Genomic DNA, 14,661 nt, shown 5'->3' with positions numbered 1-14,661 from the left:
GATCAATAGCTTCATTAAAGTACGGAGGTTTAAAGATTGGAGACAATACATATTAACGTTATAGGTGCAGGTTTAGCGGGGAGTGAAGCTGCTTGGCAAATTGCAAATCGAGGAATTCTTGTGCATTTATATGAGATGCGTCCTGTTAAACAAACACCTGCACACCATACTGAAAAGTTTGCTGAACTCGTCTGCAGTAATTCTTTGCGTGCCAATACACTTACGAACGCAGTGGGTGTTCTAAAAGAGGAAATGAGGATATTGAATTCCGTGATTATTTCATCAGCTGATGCCTGCTCAGTTCCTGCTGGAGGTGCTTTAGCAGTAGACCGACATGAGTTTGCTGAACGAGTGACTAGCGAAGTTCGTAACCATCCACTTGTTACAGTTATGAATGAGGAAGTTAGTGATATTCCTGAAGGACCAACGATTATCGCAACAGGTCCATTAACATCTGAAAGCCTTTCTAAAAAGTTGAAAGACTTAACAGGTGAAGAATATTTATATTTTTATGATGCTGCAGCTCCAATTATTGAAAAAGACTCAATCGACATGGATAAAGTATACTTAAAATCGCGTTATGATAAAGGAGAAGCTGCTTACTTAAATTGTCCTATGACAGAAGAAGAGTTTGATCGTTTTTATGAAGCATTAATCGCAGCTGAAACTGTTCCTCTTAAAGAGTTTGAGAAAGAAATTTTTTTTGAAGGATGTATGCCCATAGAAGTAATGGCACAACGAGGAAAGAAAACAATGCTTTTTGGTCCGTTGAAACCGGTTGGTCTTGAACATCCAGAAACAGGGAAAAGACCTTATGCAGTTGTCCAACTTCGACAAGATAACCAATCAGGAACGTTGTATAACATCGTTGGTTTTCAAACGCATTTAAAATGGGGGCCTCAAAAAGAAGTGCTAAAGCTTATTCCAGGTCTTGAGAATGCAGAAATTGTACGTTATGGTGTTATGCATCGAAATACATTTATTAATTCACCAAGAGTATTACGGCCAACATACCAGTATAAAGAAAGAGATGATTTATTTTTTGCTGGTCAAATTACAGGTGTGGAAGGATATGTTGAGTCTGCAGCATCCGGTCTAATAGCAGGTATTAATGCAGCTAGGTTTGTAGAGAAGAAGGAATTATGTGTTTTTCCTGAAGAAACAACGATTGGAAGTATGGCCCAATATATTACAACAGCAAACCCGAAAAACTTCCAACCGATGAATGCAAACTTTGGATTGTTAAAACCATTAGATAATAGAATTAAGAATAAAAAAGAGCGAAATGAAACATTAGCTAACCGAGCATTAGAAACAATTCAGAATTTTGTGAAAAAAATGTAAATTTCCTTGAAAGAGCTACTAAGTTGTGGTACAATTTAGTAGCTTTTGTGAGGTGTTGATATGGAAGGTACATCGATTCAAAAATTGATTGATGATTTTGTGTTTTATCTTCAAGTCGAAAAAAATTGTTCCAAATATACAATCGATAATTACCTGTTAGACATTGAAGGCTTTGTAACGTTTATGAAGAAAAATAACGTGACGGTACTTTCTTCGGTTACCTATCATTTGGTGAGAAGTTATTTAACAGTTTTGCATGAACAAAAGTATGCCAGGTCTTCAATTGCAAGAAAAATATCGGCATTACGTAGTTTCTTTCGGTTTTTATTAAGAGAGAAAAGAGTGGATGAAAATCCATTCTCTGTCACTCATTCTCCTAAAATGGGAAAACGGTTGCCTACTTTTATGTACGAAAAAGAAATTGACCAGTTATTCTCTTCATTCGATGCCAATAAAGTCCTCGATCAACGGGATAAAGCGATACTGGAGTTGTTATATTCATCAGGTTTGCGAGTAAGTGAATGTTGTCAATTAAAGATAGAAGATATTGATTTTTCAATTGGAACTGTTTTTGTTATTGGGAAAGGTCGAAAAGAACGATATGTTCCGGTTGGTAGTTATGCACTTGATGCACTTCAACAATACATTGAAGACGGTAGAACGAAATTATTAAGTAAGTCAAAGTTAGGGCGACACGAAGCGTTATTTTTGAATTTTCGAGGCGGTCCACTAACAGACAGAAGTGTTCGAGATATACTCAAGAAACGAATTGAAAAAGCTTCACTATCAATGCATATGAGCCCTCATATGCTGCGACATACATTTGCAACACATTTATTGAATAATGGAGCGGACTTACGGGTAGTCCAAGAATTATTAGGGCATACACATTTATCTTCTACCCAGATATACACTCATGTTACAAAGGATAGACTAAAAGATGTATATATGAAACACCACCCAAGAGCATGATACATATCCAACTCAAGTATCCATATATTACAAGGCAGTCATCTTAAGGAACTATTGAATTTACTTATCTCTTATGAGGGGGGTTCAGCATGGCAGAAGCAAATTTTCATGCGACAACGATTTTTGCTATTCAACATAATGGACAATGTGCAATGACAGGTGACGGACAAGTAACATTTGGTAATGCAGTAGTTATGAAACACACCGCTAAAAAAGTAAGAAAGATTTATCAAGGAAAGGTGATTGCTGGGTTTGCAGGATCTGTAGCTGATGCATTTACATTATTTGAAAAATTCGAAGGGCGCTTAGAGGAATACAACGGAAATCTTCAGAGAGCAGCGGTTGAACTGGCAAAAGAATGGAGGAGTGATAAAGTTCTTCGAAGATTAGAGGCAATGTTAATTGTTATGAATAAAGAACATTTATTACTCGTTTCTGGTACTGGTGAAGTTATAGAACCAGATGACGGAATTTTGTCGATTGGTTCTGGTGGGAATTATGCACTTTCAGCAGGACGTGCATTAAAAAAACATGCACCCCAACTTTCTGCAAATGAAATTGCGATGGCTGCACTAGAAACAGCAGGCGATATTTGTGTATATACGAATAAACAAATTGTCATCGAAGAACTGTAAAAACTTTGAGAGCGGAGGATGTTGAGATGCAAAATAACTTAACGCCAAGACAAATTGTTGAACGTCTAAACCAGTATATTGTAGGTCAAGAGTCAGCAAAGAAATCAGTAGCTGTTGCGCTTAGAAATCGATACCGTCGGAGCTTACTTGATGAAAAGCTTCGTGATGAAGTTACACCTAAAAATATATTAATGATTGGCCCTACAGGTGTTGGGAAAACAGAAATTGCTCGTCGGCTTGCCAAGTTAGTAGGTGCTCCTTTTGTAAAAGTGGAAGCGACAAAGTTCACAGAAGTAGGATATGTTGGAAGAGATGTTGAATCGATGGTTAGAGACTTAGTGGACACGTCTATTCGTATCGTGAAAGAAGAAAAAATGAATAGTGTACGTGATAAAGCAGAAGATCAAGCGAATCAAAGAATTGTCGATTTACTTGTCCCATTAGCAAAAAAACAAACGCAATATAAAAATCCGCTTGAAATGCTCTTTGGAAATCAGGGACAACCTGTCCAGGAAGCAAATGAATCAAGCGAAAGTCAAGATATACAACAAAAAAGACGCCAAACAGCACATAAACTAGCATTAGGTGAGCTTGAAGATCATATTGTTACGATCGATGTTGAAGAACAAACATCTGGTTTCTTAGATATGTTTCAAGGTTCCGGTATGGAACAAATGGGAATCAACATGCAAGATATGCTCGGCAGTATGATGCCCAAAAAGAAAAAGAAACGTCGCCTAACGGTTAGAGATGCTCGTAAATATTTAATTGAAGAGGAAGCGCAAAAGCTCATTGATATGGATGAAGTAAATCAAGAAGCTGTTTCAAAGGCAGAACAACTGGGTATTATTTTTATTGATGAAATTGATAAAATTGCTGGGAAAAGTCAAAATAGCGCTGATGTTTCCCGTGAAGGGGTACAACGAGATATTCTTCCTATAGTAGAAGGATCGACAATCGTTACAAAATACGGTCCTGTAAAAACAGATCATATATTGTTTGTCGGTGCAGGTGCTTTTCATATGGCAAAACCATCAGATTTAATCCCAGAATTACAAGGGCGTTTTCCGATCCGGGTAGAACTATCTAATTTATCAATTGATGATTTCGTTAGGATTTTGGTAGAGCCTGATAATGCATTAATAAAACAATATATAGCTTTACTAGAAACAGAAGGTATAAAAGTAAAGTTTTCTGACGAAGCTATTCATAAGATTGCGACAATTGCAACGGATGTCAATCAAGATACAGAAAATATCGGTGCTAGGAGATTGCATACGCTTTTAGAAAAATTACTTGAAGATTTATCATATGAAGCTCCTGATATTACATTAGAAGAGATTGTAATTACACCAGCTTATGTTGAAGAAAAGTTAGCAACGATCGCAAAAAATAGAGATCTGAGCCAATATATATTATAGTATGGATTTTTAGGAGGAAAAGGAATGGATTTACTAACAAGAACTAGAAAAATTAATGAGATGCTACAAAAGTCTGGAGGCCAGCACGTTAACTTTAAAGATATGGCTGAAACATTGCGAGATGTAATTGAAGCGAATATCTTTGTTGTAAGTCGTCGTGGAAAATTACTTGGTTTTTCAATCAAACAGGAAATTGAAAACGAGCGAATGAAAAAAATGCTAGAAGAAAGACAATTCCCTGAAGAGTACACAACAAACTTATTTAGAATTGAAGAAACGAGTGCGAACTTGAATATTGAAAGTGAATATACTGCATTTCCAGTAGAAAACAAAGATCTTTTCGGGTCTGGTCTAACAACGATTGTACCGATTTTAGGTGGAGGTCAACGACTAGGTACGTTAGTTTTAGCTCGCTTAAATAAATCATTTGATGATGATGATTTAATTTTAGCTGAATATGGTGCGACTGTAGTAGGTATGGAGATTCTTCACGAAAAAACACAAGAAATTGAAGAAGAAGCACGTAGCAAAGCTGTCGTACAAATGGCGATTAGCTCATTATCGTACAGTGAATTAGAAGCTGTTGAGCATATCTTCGAAGAGCTAGAAGGTAAAGAAGGTTTACTGGTAGCAAGTAAAATTGCAGACCGAGTTGGTATAACAAGATCTGTAATTGTTAACGCATTACGCAAGCTTGAAAGTGCTGGTGTCATTGAATCTCGTTCGCTTGGCATGAAAGGCACATATATTAAAGTATTAAATGATAAGTTTTTAGCTGAGTTAGATAAAATTAAGCAAGGATAATCGCAGTAAATAAAAAAGAAGTCGACTCATTATATTTGAGTCGACTTCTTTTTACGTTTTGCTGTTTTAATAAAAAATACTGGGTTTGGCAAATTGTCATTATTTATTAAGTAGGCTATCTACAAGGTATAGTAATATAAACCTAAGTAAAAAAAGCAAAAATACATTAAAAGGAAATGAAAAATACACGTTTTTTTACGTATTTTATATTATAATATACACAGTATTACACAATCCGACACACTTACCCATATTCCTTTCGATTTATTAGGACTATTGTTTAGTTTTTTTTGTAGGTCTTTATGTTTGAATTATAGCCGTATTGAAATGATTATTAGACATTTAGTATAAGATCAATTACAATTTATTAGCAGGATTAGCCAATAAATGAGTAATTATGACAAGGAGCGACTAAAATGAATTTATTTTCAAGTCCTACTTTTAGTACGCTTGAAAGAGCGTTAGATGGTTCGGCTTTAAAGCAAAGAACAATTTCTCAAAATATCGCAAATGTGGATACACCGAATTATAAAACGAAAAAAGTAAATTTCCAACATACATTAGATCATGCAATTTCAAAACAATCCATAGAAGCTAATAGGACGGACGAACGTCATATGAATTTTAGCATAGGTAAACAGAGAGAAGCCTATGTTACTAGCGTAAACAATTCGATGTACAATCATAATTTAAATAATGTTGATATTGATAAGGAAATGGCAGATCTTGCGCAAAATCAAATCTACTATAACGCTTTAATCGACCGGTTGAACGGACGTTTTAATAGTCTTCAAACAGTAATAAAAGGTGGGAAGTAAAGGTGACGATATTTAATGGATTAAATATTTCTGCGTCTTCATTAACAGCTCAAAGGTTAAGAATGGATGTCATATCAGCGAATATGGCTAATGCAGAATCAACTCGAGCACACTTTGTAGATGGAGAATGGCAGCCGTATCGCCGTAAAATGGTTGTGATGCAACCGAACCAACAAAACTTTTCTTCATATTTAAATAAAGCAATGAATCATTCAGATAATCCGGGTGAGGGTGTAAAAGTATCACGGATTATTGAAGATCAAACACCCTTTAAAATGATGTACCAACCTGAACATCCAGATGCAGATGAAGATGGGTATGTGAAGCTACCAAATGTTGACCCGTTAAGAGAGATGGTAGACTTAATGAGTGCAACTCGCTCTTATGAAGCGAACGTAACAACTTTAAATGCGACGAAGAATATGCTAATGAAAGCATTAGAAATTGGTAGATAAGGACTGATGATTAAATGGATATGAATAAAATTACATCACCTTTTGCTGTACGAAAAGAGCCTTTTGAAACACAAATGGTAAAACGGACTCCAGCGGAAGCGCAAAATCAGTTTAAAACCGCCCTTAGCGATGCGATAAAAAACGTAAACAAAATCCAAAACGAATCTTCTGAAGCAACTTTACGACTTGCTCGTGGAGAAGCAGAAAATCTTCACGATGTTATGATTTTAGGACAAAAAGCGAGTATTACTTTACAGGCTACAGTAGAAGTCCGTAATAAAGTAATCGAAGCGTATCAAGAAATCATGCGCATGCAGGTATAAGAACATAATTAATGATAGTATTTGTCGCATAGGTAGGAGGGCACATGAACGATAAGTTAGTACAATATAAAGAAAAAAGTATTGTCTTCTGGAAGGAGCGAACTAGTGCCCAAAAGGGTATTATTATCGGCTCTATTTTATTGTTAATCACTATATTTATATTATTAACCATTTTTGGAACGAGATCAAATTTTGTTCCTTTATATAGTAATTTGACTGTACAAGAAACAGGACAAATTAAAGAAACTCTAGATGCAAGGGGTATTGCATCTGAAATATCAGCGAATGGAACAACGATTAGTGTTCCAGAAACGATGGTTGACACGTTAAAAGTAGAGCTCGCTGCAGAGGGAATACCGACAAGTGGTAGTATTGATTATGGCTTTTTTAAAGATCAAATGGGAATCGGTATGACTGAAAATGAATTTTCCCTTATGGAAAGAGCAGCAGTACAAACAGAATTAGGAAACTTAATTCGAAATATTGATGGTGTAAATAGCGCCAATGTAATGATCACATTACCAGAGGAAAGAATTTGGGTTTCTGATGAAATAATGACGGCTTCAGCATCAATTGTTATTAATACCGCCCCTGGATACCAGTTAGAACCGAAACAAGTTCGCGCTCTATATCATTTAGTATCCAAGAGTGTTCCAAATCTCCCTATAGAAAATATCGTCATTATGAACCAAATGTTTGAGCATTTTGAGTATAAAGATGAAAACTCCCAAGATTACTCAACAATGACCGCTTACGAACATCAAAGAAAAATTAAGCAGGATATTGAAAGAGATATACAACGTCAGCTTACACAAATGCTTGGAACGATGATGGGCCGTGATAGTGTATTAGTCTCTGTGACAACGGATATTGATTTCACTCAAGAAAATCGTCAAGAAGAGCTTGTTTCACCTGTTGATGGAGAAAATATGGAAGGCTTAGCTGTAAGTATTGAGCGCATTACAGAAACTTATGAAGGTGAAGAGGTACCTGAAGGTGGAGTAGCAGGTACGGGTGAAACGATACCAGGATATCCAGGTCTTGTTGGTGGCGGTGGCGGCTCCTATGAGAAAGTTGAAGAACGAGTAAACAATGATGTAAATCGCATTCGACGTGACATCGTGGAGAGTCCTTATAAAATTAGAGATTTAGGAATTCAGGTCATGGTTGAGCCTCCTGAAGGCCAAGAAGAACTACCAATTGAACGACTGAATGATATACAACAAATATTAAGTACAATAGTTCGGACAAGTATAGATAGTAATTTAGCAAATCAATTAACACCTGAAGAAATTAATGACAAGATCTTTGTTTCTTCTCAAAAGTTTGAAGGGAAAATCGAAATTGACCCAATTGCAGAACCAACAATACCTTCTTGGTTATATGTTGTTGGTGGTATTTTAATCACTATTATTATTCTATTAATCTTTTTATTGGTGAGAAAGAAAAAGCAACATGCAGTAGAAGAAGAAGCTATTGAAGAGCTTGTTAATGAAGAAGTACCTGACTTACCAAATGAGGAAGATAGTATTTCAGCTACTAAACGAAAACAACTTGAAAGAATGGCAAGAGAAAAGCCAGACGAATTCGCTAAGCTCATTAGAACGTGGCTTACAGATGACTAGGAGGGGGATTGTATGAGTGCGATAAAAAAAGGAAGCTTATCAGGACGTCAAAAAGCTGCTACCCTCCTTATATCACTAGGACCTGATGTGTCAGCACAAGTATATAAACATTTAACGGAAGAAGAAATTGAAAAATTAACGTTAGAGATTGCAAATGTACGAAAAGTTGATAGCTCATTAAAAGAAGAAATATTAGACCAATTCCACCAATTAGCAATTGCTCAAGATTATATTGCTCAAGGGGGGATTGGTTATGCGAAAAGTGTTCTTGAAAAAGCATTAGGCGAAGGTGAGGCAATGGAAATCATTAACCGCCTAACTTCAACACTGCAAGTTCGTCCATTTGACTTTGCTAGGAAAGCAGACCCTTCGCAAATATTAAATTTTATTCAAAACGAACATCCACAAACGATAGCTCTAATATTATCTTATTTAGAATCTGTACAAGCAGCACAAATACTGTCTGAATTACCTCAGGAAGTACAAGCAGATGTTGCAAAACGTATTGCGCTAATGGATAGTACATCACCAGAGATTGTAAATGAGGTTGAAAGTATATTAGAGCAAAAGTTATCAGCAACTGTGACACAAGATTATACAGATGCTGGTGGTATTGAGGCAGTAGTAGAAGTGCTAAACAGTGTTGACAGAAGTACAGAACGAACAATACTAGATGCACTTGAAATTCAAGATCCTGAACTTGCAGAAGAGATTAAAAAGAGAATGTTTGTGTTCGAAGATATTGTTACTCTTGACAATCGTTCCATTCAACGAGTTATACGTGATGTTGAAAATGAAGACTTACAGCTATCACTTAAAGTGGCAAGTGATGAGGTTAAGGATATTGTCTTTACGAATATGTCACAGCGTATGGCTGATACATTTAAAGAAGAAATGGAATTTATGGGGCCTGTCCGTTTACGTGATGTAGAAGAAGCACAATCTCGTATCGTCGCAGTTATTCGTCGACTTGAAGAAGCTGGTGAGATTGTCATTGCCCGTGGTGGAGGAGATGATATTATTGTCTAAAATCATCAAGTCTTCTTTTGCTACACCAGAAAATGGTGGATCAAAAACGATAGCGATAAAGAAAATCAATCGATTTAGTTCAATTGAGGATAATATTGAAGATGGAAACCATGTTAATAAAAACGTGGAAGATACTCACGTTCAAATGCAAGAACAAGCAATACAAATGTTACAACAAGCCGAACAACAAGCACAGCGTATCATCCAAAAGGCAGAAGAGGCTGCACGTCAAGTTCGTGAACAACTAGAGATAGAGCGTAAACATGTAAATAACGAGCTCGAACAATTGAAGGAACAGTCCAGGCAACAAGGATATGAAAATGGTTATGAGCAAGGTTTAGAGGCAGGTAGACTACAGTATGAAGAAGCAATAGCTCAAGCCCAAAATATTATAGAGGCTTCGAAAAAAGATTACCTTGAAGTGATTGAGCAAGCACAGCCTACGATTATTGAACTCGCATTTACAGTCTCACAAAAGTTAATAGGTAGTGTAGTAAATGCTGAAGATGAGGCTTGGATAAATCTTGTCCAAGAAGCGATCCAGGAAGTGAGAGACCAGGACGAAGTGAAAGTGTTTGTTCACCCAAGTTGGTACGAGCGGACACTTCAGCAAAAAAATGAATTATTGAATTTGTTAAGTCATGCCGAGCAGTTATTTATTTATCCTGATCCTCAGTTAAACGAATATGGGTGTGTTATTGAAACACCATTCGGTCGAATCGATGCAAGTATGGATAGCCAATTAACAGAGCTTAAACACTTACTTCTTGAGAAACTGAAGGAGGGGTAGCATGCAAGCATGTGATCTAATTAGTATCGTTCCCCAACTTAATCCATATAAATGGTATGGGAAAGTAACGAGAGTCGTCGGATTAATGATCGAATCTAAAGGTCCACAAGCTTCGATTGGTGACCTTTGTTATATCCATATTGGGAAAAACCAAAAAGCAAAAGTAATGGCTGAAGTTGTCGGCTTCCGCGAGGAACATGTCCTCCTTATGCCTATTAATGGCACAGGTGAGATTTCACCAGGAAGTTTAGTAGAAGCGACGAGACATCCTCTAGAAATTAAAGTTGGTTCAGGCTTAATTGGAAAAATTATCGATGGTTGTGGTCAAACAATCGACCACTCACAGTTGCCAGATGGGTTATCTACTTTTCCGACTGATAATGCCCCTCCCAATCCATTAGAACGGCCGAGGATTACAGAGCCTATGAGTATTGGCATTCGATCTATTGATAGTGTCCTCACGGTAGGAAAAGGTCAAAGGATCGGTATTTTCGCAGGTAGTGGTGTAGGTAAAAGTACATTGTTATCGATGATTATTAAAAATTCTGATGCTGATTTAAACGTCATAGCTCTGATTGGAGAACGAGGTAGAGAAGTTAGAGATTTTATTGAACGAGATTTAGGAGAAGAAGGACTTAAGAAAAGCATAATAGTCGTTGCGACTTCAGATCAACCTGCGTTAATGCGAGTTAAAGGAGCAATGACAGCAACTGCAATTGCGGAGTATTTCCGAAGCCAAGGCATGAATGTGAACTTAATGATGGATTCTGTAACAAGGTTTGCGATGGCTCAACGTGAAATTGGACTTGCTGTTGGTGAACCACCGACGACAAAAGGATACACTCCTTCCGTTTTTGCGATGTTGCCGAGGCTATTAGAGCGATCGGGAACGAGTGTAAACGGGTCAATTACAGCATTTTACACCGTACTTGTCGATGGTGATGATTTGAATGAACCGATTTCAGATGCAGTTCGCGGTATATTAGACGGACATTTTGTATTAGACCGAAAGTTAGCTAATAAAGGACAATTTCCAGCTATTAATGTATTAAAAAGTGTCAGTCGTGTTATGCATGATATCGTTCCACAGTCTCATCTGGTCGCAGCTGAACGATTACGAGCATTGCTCTCAACTTATTATGAGTCAGAAGATTTAATTAATATTGGTGCTTATAAACGGGGATCCTCAAGAGATGTTGACATGGCGATTCAGGCATTCCCAAAAATAATTGCATTTTTAAAGCAAGGGATTAACGAACAAAGTAATCTTGAAGAAGCGGTAACTATGTTACAAAAACAGTTTGCGAAAGGTGAATAGTGTATGTCATTCCGCTATACTCTCCAAAAGGTACTTGATATTAAAGAACGAGAAAAGCAAGCATCAGAAAATGAATTTAGTAAGGCGACAAAGCAATTTGAAGAAATGGCGATACGCCTATATGATTTATTGAAAAAAAAAGAAGACTTAGAATCTAGCTGCCAACGACAAATGAATGAAGGAATTCCAGTCCATCAACTTCAACAGCATCAAACTCTTTTGATGCGGTTAAATATGGATATTGAAAGACAACAACATTCAACGAATTTGGCACGAAATACAATGTACCAAAAGCAGAAAGACCTTGTTGACGCTTCAATTGAATTGAAAAAATATGAAAAAATGAAAGAAATAAAGCATGCAGAGTATATTGAAGAACAAAAACGGATCGATAATATGCGGATGGACGAAATATCTTTACAGCTATATGTAAACCGCTAAAAATAAGGTGAAGCTTATGAGTAATGATAAAGAGTATAGTAAGGTTCAGTGGTTCTTTTTTGTAATTTTCATCCCAACTATTTTTGCGATCGTTTTATTTGCGGTTATTCTTATGTTCTTAGGAGTTGATCTGAAAGAAAAAGCAAAAGAAGTTGGGGGAAACCTTCCTTTTTTAGATGAATATTTCAAAGAGGAAAAAGAAGAAGAGAACTTAATCAACATTGATGAACTACATGAACAAATTTCATCACAACAAGCCCAAATCGCTCAATTAGAACGACAGCTTTCTAATAAAGATGAAGAATTACTTCGACTTCAACAAGAAATAACGTCATTAGAGGAACAAGTTGAGTTACAAGAAGAAGCTACTGTTGAAGTGATGCAAGAATTGAAGGAAATTGCAAAAACTTATGAAGCTATGTCCACAAAAAATGCTGCTAATATTTTATCTGAACTTCCAACATCAGAAGCGCTGCTTCATATGTCGCAGATTTCAACACAGGCCAGAGCTGGGATACTTGCTAAAATGGAAGCAGAAAAAGCTGCAGAAATTATCTCATTGCTAGCTAATCAATAGTTTATTATGGTTTGAAAGGAGGTGAAACCATGAACATCGTAGGAGTCATAAATCCTAGTCTGTCAATGGGTGGAGTTGGATCAAATGAAGCTAGAGGTACATCAGATAGAAAATCTTCATTCTCCCAAATTCTAGGGAGTTTACCTGTTGATCATGATCGTGGAGACAAAGTGCATCAGCTCACAATAGAAACGGGAATAGATGATCAAGAAGATGCTGAAGAAAAGTTATTAGCTGTATTACAAAGTTTGGCTGCGGTAATTCCATTTGAAGAGGGATTTTTAACAAAGGATAAGCTTAACGATTCGGATGTGAGAGACTTACTCTTATTATTACCAGAGGAACTTAAGTTAGAAATTGAAAGCATCTTTCATAGTGAATTGCCAATTGAAGCTCTTTTACAATCCGTTGATGTATCTAAACAGCCTGCCAACATGCTTACTTTCTTAATTACATTAAAAAGATCATCATCAGACCGGTTATTTTCTACAAAACAAGACTTTACCCAATTTATGAAACATATAGAGCAACTGTTCAAAACAGTTGAAACTCTAAATACTGCTGAAATAAAAAATCCAAGAGATGTGATTCTACAATTAATACAAGCATTACAAAAGGAAGAACAACGTGTGAATCAAAGTCAATTTCTACAGTCTTTAATGCAAAGAATGCGTATTGGGGAGAACAAACAGGATGGTCCACAGGGAGTTACTATTAATACTGATGGCCAAAGTATGTCTCGTGTTCAACAATTGGTCATACATATTGGTGAGCAGCCGACAAGGGAAGCCGAGCAACGACAATTTCTTCGGCAATTTCAAGAAATACTAGGACGCGGAGTCTTTAAAAACTTAAATAATCAATCACAAATTTCAATTAAACTGTTTCCAGAACATTTAGGGCGTTTAGACATTCGTATTTCGCAAATAAATGGTGTAATTACGGCACGTATCCTTTCTAGTAGCAGTACTGCACGAGATTTAATTGAGTCTCAACTACAGCAGCTTAGGCATGCTTTTTCACAACAACAATTGAATGTTGAACGCATTGAAGTAGCCCAGCAACAACAGCAATTAGCAGGAGATTTAAATAGAGATGGTCAAGGAAGACAAGGAGATCGAGATCAAGACGAACAGCAAGAGAAAGAAAGTGAGATAGATAAAGAATCATTTTCTCAATTACTAGATGAACTTACAATAAATGAGAAAGTTTAGGTGTTAAGTATGTACAATACCGTAGACCCGAGTCTTTTTTATGATAACCGTCCTCGTGATGTCAAGAAAACGGGAGAAGGAAACTTAGGAAAAGATGATTTTTTAAAAATTTTAATTACTCAGTTACAGAATCAAGATCCGACTAATCCGATGGATGATCGTGAATTCATTTCGCAAATGGCTCAATTTTCATCGTTAGAGCAAATGACAAATATGAATAAAACGTTAGAGAAATTTATTGCAGCGCAAACTGAAAACAAGTTAATTCAAAATAGTCATTTAATAGGGAAAGAAGTTCAATGGCAAAAGCATGACTCATCATCTGAGAGCGAATTAAAAACAAATGTCGTTAAAGCCGTCCGTCAACGTGATGGAGAGGTTTCTGTTCAATTAGACAATGGAAATTGGATCGTTGTTGATCAAATTAAACAAATTAGTTCAGGTGCTAAAGAAACGAGTGAATAGGAGGTGAAGTGATGGACCCTCATATATATTCACAAAAACTAAGACCACTGCCTCAAGTACCTTATTCTAAAAAAAGCATATCGCAAATGAGGCAAGGAAATTTCCGTGACATTTTACAAACAGAGATCAACAGCAACAAAGGAATAAAACTTAGTAAACACGCTGAAAAGCGCTTGCATGAACGAGGAATTTCCATCGATGAAGACAAATGGACTGTTATCCAAGACAAATTAATCGAAGCTAAATCTAAAGGCATCAATGACTCTCTAGTTGTGTTAAATAATGCAGCTCTAATAATAAATGCAAAAAGTAATACCGTTATTACTGCATTAGACCGGGACGAAGCAAGCACACAAATTTTTACAAACATTAATGGAACGATTCTTATTGATTAGAGGCTGGACCGAAATGGAAGCCTGAGGTTGTGGAA

The 14,661-nt window shown here is 36.5% G+C and carries 17 protein-coding genes; all 17 read left to right on the top strand.

Features of this window, described 5'->3' with window-relative positions; all coding sequences use genetic code 11:
• The first annotated feature begins 36 nt into the window (after positions 1-36).
• The 17 genes from trmFO (at position 37) to J0N78_RS07340 (ending at position 14,626) form a co-directional block, all read left to right on the top strand.
• Entirely contained in the window at positions 37-1,344 is a 1,308-nt protein-coding gene (gene trmFO / locus J0N78_RS07420) for an FADH(2)-oxidizing methylenetetrahydrofolate--tRNA-(uracil(54)-C(5))-methyltransferase TrmFO (protein ID WP_209122395.1), read from the top strand.
• Between the two features lie 60 nt (positions 1,345-1,404).
• Positions 1,405-2,316, top strand: a complete 912-nt coding sequence (gene xerC, locus J0N78_RS07415) for a tyrosine recombinase XerC (protein WP_209122394.1) — start codon at positions 1,405-1,407, stop codon at positions 2,314-2,316.
• Positions 2,317-2,405: 89 nt separating this feature from the next.
• Positions 2,406-2,951 (top strand): ATP-dependent protease subunit HslV, encoded by a 546-nt coding sequence (hslV, locus tag J0N78_RS07410; RefSeq protein WP_209122393.1) that lies wholly within the window; start codon positions 2,406-2,408, stop codon positions 2,949-2,951.
• 26 nt (positions 2,952-2,977) lie between these two features.
• Complete coding sequence (gene hslU, locus J0N78_RS07405; RefSeq protein ID WP_209122392.1) at positions 2,978-4,372, top strand: ATP-dependent protease ATPase subunit HslU; 1,395 nt, start codon at positions 2,978-2,980, stop codon at positions 4,370-4,372.
• Between the two features lie 24 nt (positions 4,373-4,396).
• Entirely contained in the window at positions 4,397-5,176 is a 780-nt protein-coding gene (gene codY / locus J0N78_RS07400) for a GTP-sensing pleiotropic transcriptional regulator CodY (protein ID WP_209122391.1), read from the top strand.
• Positions 5,177-5,592: 416 nt separating this feature from the next.
• Positions 5,593-5,994, top strand: a complete 402-nt coding sequence (gene flgB, locus J0N78_RS07395; protein ID WP_209122390.1) for a flagellar basal body rod protein FlgB — start codon at positions 5,593-5,595, stop codon at positions 5,992-5,994.
• A gap of 2 nt (positions 5,995-5,996) precedes the next feature.
• Complete coding sequence (gene flgC, locus J0N78_RS07390; protein ID WP_374193887.1) at positions 5,997-6,449, top strand: flagellar basal body rod protein FlgC; 453 nt, start codon at positions 5,997-5,999, stop codon at positions 6,447-6,449.
• Positions 6,450-6,523: 74 nt separating this feature from the next.
• Positions 6,524-6,772, top strand: a complete 249-nt coding sequence (gene fliE, locus J0N78_RS07385) for a flagellar hook-basal body complex protein FliE (protein ID WP_483860597.1) — start codon at positions 6,524-6,526, stop codon at positions 6,770-6,772.
• Between the two features lie 44 nt (positions 6,773-6,816).
• Positions 6,817-8,397, top strand: coding sequence for a flagellar basal-body MS-ring/collar protein FliF (gene fliF, locus J0N78_RS07380; RefSeq protein ID WP_209122388.1), 1,581 nt, complete (start codon positions 6,817-6,819; stop codon positions 8,395-8,397).
• 12 nt (positions 8,398-8,409) lie between these two features.
• Positions 8,410-9,426: a flagellar motor switch protein FliG gene (fliG, locus tag J0N78_RS07375; RefSeq protein ID WP_209122387.1), complete on the top strand. Its 1,017-nt coding sequence runs from the start codon at positions 8,410-8,412 to the stop codon at positions 9,424-9,426.
• Positions 9,419-10,216, top strand: coding sequence for a flagellar assembly protein FliH (gene fliH, locus J0N78_RS07370; protein WP_209122386.1), 798 nt, complete (start codon positions 9,419-9,421; stop codon positions 10,214-10,216). Before fliG ends, fliH begins: the two co-directional genes overlap by 8 nt.
• 1 nt (position 10,217) lies before the next feature.
• A complete protein-coding gene (gene fliI, locus J0N78_RS07365) occupies positions 10,218-11,534 on the top strand; it encodes a flagellar protein export ATPase FliI (protein ID WP_209122385.1) in 1,317 nt (438 codons plus the stop codon).
• A gap of 3 nt (positions 11,535-11,537) precedes the next feature.
• Positions 11,538-11,975 (top strand): flagellar export protein FliJ, encoded by a 438-nt coding sequence (gene fliJ, locus J0N78_RS07360; RefSeq protein WP_209122384.1) that lies wholly within the window; start codon positions 11,538-11,540, stop codon positions 11,973-11,975.
• Positions 11,976-11,991: 16 nt separating this feature from the next.
• Entirely contained in the window at positions 11,992-12,552 is a 561-nt protein-coding gene (locus tag J0N78_RS07355; protein WP_209122383.1) for a MotE family protein, read from the top strand.
• Positions 12,553-12,581: 29 nt separating this feature from the next.
• Positions 12,582-13,766: a flagellar hook-length control protein FliK gene (locus J0N78_RS07350; RefSeq protein WP_209122382.1), complete on the top strand. Its 1,185-nt coding sequence runs from the start codon at positions 12,582-12,584 to the stop codon at positions 13,764-13,766.
• A gap of 9 nt (positions 13,767-13,775) precedes the next feature.
• On the top strand, positions 13,776-14,231 hold the full coding sequence (gene flgD, locus J0N78_RS07345) for a flagellar hook assembly protein FlgD (protein ID WP_209122381.1): 456 nt from the start codon (positions 13,776-13,778) through the stop codon (positions 14,229-14,231).
• Positions 14,232-14,242: 11 nt separating this feature from the next.
• Complete coding sequence (locus tag J0N78_RS07340) at positions 14,243-14,626, top strand: TIGR02530 family flagellar biosynthesis protein (RefSeq protein WP_209122380.1); 384 nt, start codon at positions 14,243-14,245, stop codon at positions 14,624-14,626.
• The last annotated feature ends 35 nt before the right edge of the window (positions 14,627-14,661 follow it).

The sequence above is a fragment of the Alkalihalobacillus sp. BA299 genome, assembly GCF_017745675.1.
In the GTDB taxonomy this organism is placed as follows: Bacteria; Bacillota; Bacilli; order Bacillales; family Bacillaceae_F; genus Alkalihalobacterium.
This window is presented reverse-complemented; position numbering and strand designations above follow the sequence as displayed.

What these genes read in the sequence shown, in the direction of transcription:
- J0N78_RS07340 (WP_209122380.1), top strand. Translation starts at nt 14,243, where the DNA reads ATGGACCCTCATATATATTCACAAAAACTAAGACCACTGCCTCAAGTA.
- fliE (WP_483860597.1), top strand. Translation starts at nt 6,524, where the DNA reads ATGGTAAAACGGACTCCAGCGGAAGCGCAAAATCAGTTTAAAACCGCC.
- fliF (WP_209122388.1), top strand. Translation starts at nt 6,817, where the DNA reads ATGAACGATAAGTTAGTACAATATAAAGAAAAAAGTATTGTCTTCTGG.
- fliG (WP_209122387.1), top strand. Translation starts at nt 8,410, where the DNA reads ATGAGTGCGATAAAAAAAGGAAGCTTATCAGGACGTCAAAAAGCTGCT.
- flgD (WP_209122381.1), top strand. Translation starts at nt 13,776, where the DNA reads ATGTACAATACCGTAGACCCGAGTCTTTTTTATGATAACCGTCCTCGT.
- hslU (WP_209122392.1), top strand. Translation starts at nt 2,978, where the DNA reads ATGCAAAATAACTTAACGCCAAGACAAATTGTTGAACGTCTAAACCAG.
- J0N78_RS07350 (WP_209122382.1), top strand. Translation starts at nt 12,582, where the DNA reads ATGAACATCGTAGGAGTCATAAATCCTAGTCTGTCAATGGGTGGAGTT.
- flgB (WP_209122390.1), top strand. Translation starts at nt 5,593, where the DNA reads ATGAATTTATTTTCAAGTCCTACTTTTAGTACGCTTGAAAGAGCGTTA.
- xerC (WP_209122394.1), top strand. Translation starts at nt 1,405, where the DNA reads ATGGAAGGTACATCGATTCAAAAATTGATTGATGATTTTGTGTTTTAT.
- codY (WP_209122391.1), top strand. Translation starts at nt 4,397, where the DNA reads ATGGATTTACTAACAAGAACTAGAAAAATTAATGAGATGCTACAAAAG.
- J0N78_RS07355 (WP_209122383.1), top strand. Translation starts at nt 11,992, where the DNA reads ATGAGTAATGATAAAGAGTATAGTAAGGTTCAGTGGTTCTTTTTTGTA.
- fliI (WP_209122385.1), top strand. Translation starts at nt 10,218, where the DNA reads ATGCAAGCATGTGATCTAATTAGTATCGTTCCCCAACTTAATCCATAT.
- fliJ (WP_209122384.1), top strand. Translation starts at nt 11,538, where the DNA reads ATGTCATTCCGCTATACTCTCCAAAAGGTACTTGATATTAAAGAACGA.
- hslV (WP_209122393.1), top strand. Translation starts at nt 2,406, where the DNA reads ATGGCAGAAGCAAATTTTCATGCGACAACGATTTTTGCTATTCAACAT.